Genomic DNA, 5,419 nt, shown 5'->3' on the forward strand with positions numbered 1-5,419 from the left:
AAAAGTGCTGGAATATATTACATTATTATTCCTATTATCCTCACTATAAACATGGATAAGTTCTGTAAAATTCAGACTAAGGTTTGATTTTTTCTTATTCAGATAAACACAAATGGCTTATACGGTTGCTCTTACAGGTGGCATTGGCAGTGGTAAAACTACCGTTGCTAATGCTTTTGCCTCATTAGGTGTACCTCTTGTTGATGCTGACATTATTGCTCGATTAGTCGTAGAACCTCACTCTTTAGGGCTAAATGCACTGCATCAGCACTTTGGTGACTGCATTTTGCTACCCAACGGCTCATTAAACCGAGCAAAATTGCGCCAGATTATTTTTGAAAATAATGAAGAAAAAACGTGGGTTAACAATCTTCTTCACCCATTGATACAACAAGAGACTCAAAAACAGATACAGCAAATTAAAGCGCCCTACTTTATTTGGGTTGTTCCATTATTAATTGAAAACAAATTAACGCATCTCGCCTCCCGTGTTCTTGTTGTTGATGTGACACAAGAAGAGCAAATAGAAAGAACCATGAAACGAGATGGCGTGAGCCGAGAGCAAGTTCTCAATATTTTAAAAGCTCAAGCTCAAAGACAGGAAAGATTAGCCGTCGCTGATGATATTATTGAAAATCACGATAATAGCCAAAATATGATCGAAAAAGTTAAGCAACTCCATCAGCATTACTTAGAATTAGCTCAACAAGCGTTACAGGACAATCGCCATGAGTGATGACATCACAACAATCATCTTCGAACACCCTCTTAATGAAAAAATGCGTTCATGGCTTAGAATTGAAAACTCATTGATTCAAATTAACAGTTTTAGTGCAATTGATTCATTGCCCACCGCACTCTCATTTTTCCGTGCAATATCAGAATTTATTGAAGTACTTGATCGTGGCGAAATCCGCGCTGAATTACTGAAAGAACTAGAAAAAAGACAAAAAAAATTACAGCAATGGCTGTCATTTCCTAATGTTGATAAAGCGATTGTCACTCAAATTATTGATGAATTAGCCCAAAATGCAGCCGTATTAAGTAAAGCGCCTCGTATTGGGCAACATTTAAAACAAGATAAAATCATCAGTTTAGTTAAACAACGCCTAAGTATTCCTGGTGGATGTTGTAACTTTGATGTGCCTGCATTACATCTGTGGTTAAGTTTACCTCAAGCAACTCGTGATGATAGATTACAAAACTGGTTGACGGGCTTATTACCACTACAAAACACATTGAATAGTTTACTCATGCTTATTCGCCAATCAGATACATTTAAGCCTGCACTCAGTCACCGTGGTTTTTATCAAGACAGTGCTGAAGAAGCTGAATTATTACGTATTAAAATAGCCATTGATCACCAGATCTATCCTCAAGTCTCTGGGCACAAAAATCGCTACGCGATCCGCTTTTTACCCCTTGATAGTGAAAATGGAACAGTACCTCTAGAGCTACCTTTTGAGATCGCTTGTTGCTAACATTATATTTATTGCTATAAGCATAACTCGCACCAATGAAATCGAGGAGAGATAATGAGCGAAGAATTAGTTGTAAAATGCCCAACCTGTCAAACAGAAGTGGTTTGGAATGAAAGTAGCCCTTATCGCCCTTTTTGTAGCAAGCGTTGCCAACTTATTGATTTAGGTGAATGGGCTGATGAATCAAAGCGTATTCCAAGCCAAAGCGATATTAATGACAGCGATGATTGGAGTGAAGCGCCGCAACAAGAGCCCAAAGACTTTTAATTTTCCAATCCTGAACATAAAAATAGCCACTCAACCAAGTGGCTATTTTATTTATAAACGCTTAGTTAGCACTATCCTACTTTTGCAATAACGCCACAATGCTACGGTTAGCAGGCGGAAAATCATCAGCATTTAACGATCTAATAGATGTCCACTTAAATTCTTGCCCTTCTTTGCCATAAGGCTCATTATCCCATTTCGTTACTAAGAAAAAAGATAAAGTAATGTGTCGATCTGGAAAATCATGCTCAACGGTTTCAAAAAGTGAGCATTGCGTTACATCAATACCGATTTCTTCTTGTAACTCACGGACTAGCGCCTGCTCTGGCGTCTCTTTATCTTCTAATTTTCCCCCAGGAAATTCCCAAAATCCGCCCATATGTGATTTTAGAGGACGTTGGGTGATAAAGACATTATTGTGTTGATCACAAATAATACCCGCAGCAATATGTAGCTTCTTTTTATCCATTATAGACAACCTATTGAATAGTCACGTCATTATAACAACTTAACGTTATTATAACGTATATCCAATGGTGCTACTCTGGTTTTCTTTCCCTGACTATCTGGATTAATTCACGATAACTCGATTAATTAACCATAAATAGGTAAGAATCCGAACTGTGCTAATGTTTGGCAAATAATCCCTACGGCACCAAAAGTGATAACAGCATAAATTAATCCTTTACCTCCCCACACTTTGAAGCCTGAATTTGGAAATTTCTCACGTGCTTTAAGTGCCATAACCGCAGGACAAATAATTGCCCATACACATGCTGCTGTTCCTGCGTAAGCAATCGCAATTAAGAAACCATTAGGGAAAAGTAAACATAATAGTAAAGGTGGAGTGAAACATAAAACGCCCGATTTTAAACGCCCTGTTTTATTATCTTCAAATTTTAGTGATGCTAAAATATAGTCAAATAGACCAATCGCTACCCCTAAAAATGAACAGAATACAGCACTAATAGAAAACCATAATAAAAAGCCTTCAATATATTTACTATTTAATACAGTGTATAACGAATCAACAAAGGCATCTAAGTTACCGCCCTTTTGGATAATCGTAATAAATTGCTCACGAGGTAAATTCCCCATGGTGCCAATCATCCAAAGTAAATAAATTACCAGCGCTAACACACAACCAATAATACAACTTTTTTACAACTTTTCTTTCATTTTCATGATAAAGCTTATAAAGGCTACAAACATTACCATGATAACCAAAAGAAGTTATAGCATAAGGGATGATGATAAAAATAAAAGGATAAAGATATAATTGGCTTTTACCTTCAAAAGTTGCAGTAAATAATAAATCACCTCTCGCTTTAAAAAATAAGCCCGAGAATGCTAATACAAATAGAACAATCTTAATAAATAAAAATATTGAGGTTAAACGGCTAGCACAAGCGCCTCCCCACCATATTGTCGCCCCAAGTACTATGGTAAAGACAAAGAAGATCACTCTCAGATTTAAATTAAAACCATATAATGATGAAGCTTCATAAATAATCGACCCCGCAGCAGAGATATAAGCATAAATTAATATATACAAAACAAATATCAAGGAGGCATTCGCGAGATAACACGCCCATTTAGGTAATAACTCTTTCGATATATGAAAATAATTTGTTCCTGCACCATATTTCGATATACATTCAAGAATATAAATTCCAGAATGAAACATAAAGAAGCAAACAATAAATAATATAAAGAGTGAGTTAATAAACCAAGCACCAGACATTATTGTTGGTAGGCTAAACATTCCCGCACCGATCATGGCGCCACCCAACACAAATCCCCCTACAATAATTGAGGGTTCTTTATTTACTGACTTATTTTCCATTTTTTTAGTCCTTACTGAAATAAGGATAGGGCTCTCGCATTGCACGAGAGCCATTATTATTGTGGAGTATTATTTATTTGATAGGTTTTAATCTAGCAGTAAAGTGTCTTAATACAGGTGGTTCATATTCGAACTCAAGACCTTTAAGCGTTTTAAATTTATCTTTTAAGCCAATAAGTGCATCAGCAATATAATCCATATGGTCGTTAGTATAGACGCGACGTGCAATGGTTAAACGCATAAATTCCATATCTGCGTGTTTTTGTTCACCCGTTGCAGGATCACGACCTAATAAGAACGAACCAATTTCAACAGCACGGACACCAGACTCTAAGTAAAGTGCGTTAATGACAGCTTGAGCTGGGAATTGATCACCTGGGATATGTGGCACTAATTTTTTACAGTCGACGAAAACAGCATGTCCACCAGTAGGGTATTGAATTGGAATACCCCCTTCGCGTAGACGATCGCCCAAATATTGAACCTGACCAATACGATAATGCAGATACTCTTCTTCAGTACCTTCCTCTAAACCTTGTACCATTGCAGCCATATCTCGACCCGCTAAACCACCATAGGTAACAAAGCCTTCCATTGGTACACAGCGTTGTCTTGCTAATGTGAATACTTCTTCATTATCTCGAATTGAGACTAAACCACCGATATTTAATAGCGGATCTTTCTTCGCTGACATTGTTAATGCGTCAGCATATTTATACATATCTAAAATAATTTCTTTTATCGTTGCATTTTTATATTTAGGATCACGTTGTTTAATGAAATACGCATTTTCACAATAACGCGCTGAGTCCATAACAACAAAAATACCGTGTTGTTTTGCGATTTCGTAAACTTCTCTTAAATTATCCATTGAAACAGGCTGACCACCAGCACTATTACAAGTCACAGTTGAAACAATGGCAACAACGTTATCTGCACCATATTTAGCAATATTGTCTTTTTAATTTAGCAATATCAAAATTGCCTTTCCAATCATCATAGGTTTCTGAATCAAATGCTTTTTTCAGTCACAATATTAATTTGCTTTACAGCCATTTAATTCAACGTGAGCGGCTGTTGTATCAAAATGGAAGTTAGAAATGAATACAGGATTTTTCGCTTTTCCATCTTTTTGTTTATATTTTAATAATACAGGGAAAAGAATATTTTCAGCACCGCGTCCTTGGTGAGCTGGAATAATATAATCGTAGTTAAATAACTCTTTGGCTTTATCTTTCAAATCATAATAGTTTCTTGAACCTGCATAAGCTTCATCACCTGTTATCATTGCTGCCCACTGGCGATCACTCATTGCGTTAGTACCAGAGTCTGTTAATAAATCAATATAAACAGCATGACTTGGTAATAAGAATGGGTTATATCCTGCTTCTTTTAATGCAGCTTCACGTTCTTCTCTTGAAGGAACACGAATTTTTTTCTACCATTTTAATACGGAATGGTTCTACGATTCTTTTAGCCATGATAATACCTTTAATATAAATTAAATAATGAAATTAGAATAAATAAAATAATCTTCCCATTTTAATTAAATGGAAAAAGAGTATTAAATTATTTGGGATGGTTATAAAAAAAGGATTATTTTTCAGGAAAGAAGAAGGCGAGTTCAGAATCAATATTAAACCATTTCTTCAATCTGAAGAAACCTCTTAATATTATCAAAACATTAAATGATGAGAACATACTTTAACCCTTATAGTCAGGAAATAGTACAATTTATGCGTTAATTTATATAACAGTTAAACACAATTAGTAATATAACAATAGTATATTTTGGACAAAAATCACACTATTCATAATAAATGAT

The 5,419-nt window shown here is 35.5% G+C and carries 7 protein-coding genes and 1 pseudogene; 3 read left to right on the forward strand and 5 right to left on the reverse strand.

Annotation, left to right across the window (positions count from 1 at the left end; all coding sequences use genetic code 11):
- The first annotated feature begins 112 nt into the window (after positions 1 to 112).
- From coaE to yacG, 3 genes are read left to right on the forward strand one after another with little or no spacing between them, the layout of a single operon-like run.
- On the forward strand, positions 113 to 736 hold the full coding sequence (coaE, locus tag BHE89_RS08855) for a dephospho-CoA kinase (RefSeq protein ID WP_069367710.1): 624 nt from the start codon (positions 113 to 115) through the stop codon (positions 734 to 736).
- Entirely contained in the window at positions 729 to 1,481 is a 753-nt protein-coding gene (gene zapD / locus BHE89_RS08860; protein ID WP_069367709.1) for a cell division protein ZapD, read from the forward strand. The genes coaE and zapD overlap by 8 nt, the downstream gene beginning before the upstream one ends.
- A gap of 54 nt (positions 1,482 to 1,535) precedes the next feature.
- The gene (gene yacG / locus BHE89_RS08865; RefSeq protein ID WP_069367708.1) at positions 1,536 to 1,748 is read left to right on the forward strand and encodes a DNA gyrase inhibitor YacG; all 213 of its coding nucleotides are present in this window, start codon (positions 1,536 to 1,538) and stop codon (positions 1,746 to 1,748) included.
- A gap of 76 nt (positions 1,749 to 1,824) precedes the next feature.
- Here yacG and mutT read toward each other — a convergent pair whose 3' ends face one another.
- From mutT to tnaC, 5 genes and pseudogenes are all read right to left on the reverse strand, one after another.
- On the reverse strand, positions 1,825 to 2,217 hold the full coding sequence (gene mutT, locus BHE89_RS08870) for an 8-oxo-dGTP diphosphatase MutT (protein ID WP_069367707.1): 393 nt from the start codon (positions 2,215 to 2,217) through the stop codon (positions 1,825 to 1,827).
- 125 nt (positions 2,218 to 2,342) lie between these two features.
- Positions 2,343 to 2,846, reverse strand: a complete 504-nt coding sequence (locus BHE89_RS25405; RefSeq protein WP_353615112.1) for an aromatic amino acid transport family protein — start codon at positions 2,844 to 2,846, stop codon at positions 2,343 to 2,345.
- The gene (locus BHE89_RS25410; RefSeq protein WP_286146016.1) at positions 2,827 to 3,594 is read right to left on the reverse strand and encodes an aromatic amino acid transport family protein; all 768 of its coding nucleotides are present in this window, start codon (positions 3,592 to 3,594) and stop codon (positions 2,827 to 2,829) included. Before BHE89_RS25410 ends, BHE89_RS25405 begins: the two co-directional genes overlap by 20 nt.
- A 73-nt stretch (positions 3,595 to 3,667) precedes the next feature.
- A pseudogene (locus BHE89_RS08880) lies at positions 3,668 to 4,906 on the reverse strand (tryptophanase).
- A gap of 284 nt (positions 4,907 to 5,190) precedes the next feature.
- A complete protein-coding gene (gene tnaC / locus BHE89_RS26950; RefSeq protein ID WP_071788547.1) occupies positions 5,191 to 5,295 on the reverse strand; it encodes a tryptophanase leader peptide in 105 nt (34 codons plus the stop codon).
- Between the last annotated feature and the right edge of the window lie 124 nt (positions 5,296 to 5,419).

Origin of the sequence: Shigella sp. FC1967 (assembly GCF_001743005.1) — a bacterium.
GTDB lineage: Bacteria > Pseudomonadota > Gammaproteobacteria > Enterobacterales > Enterobacteriaceae > Proteus.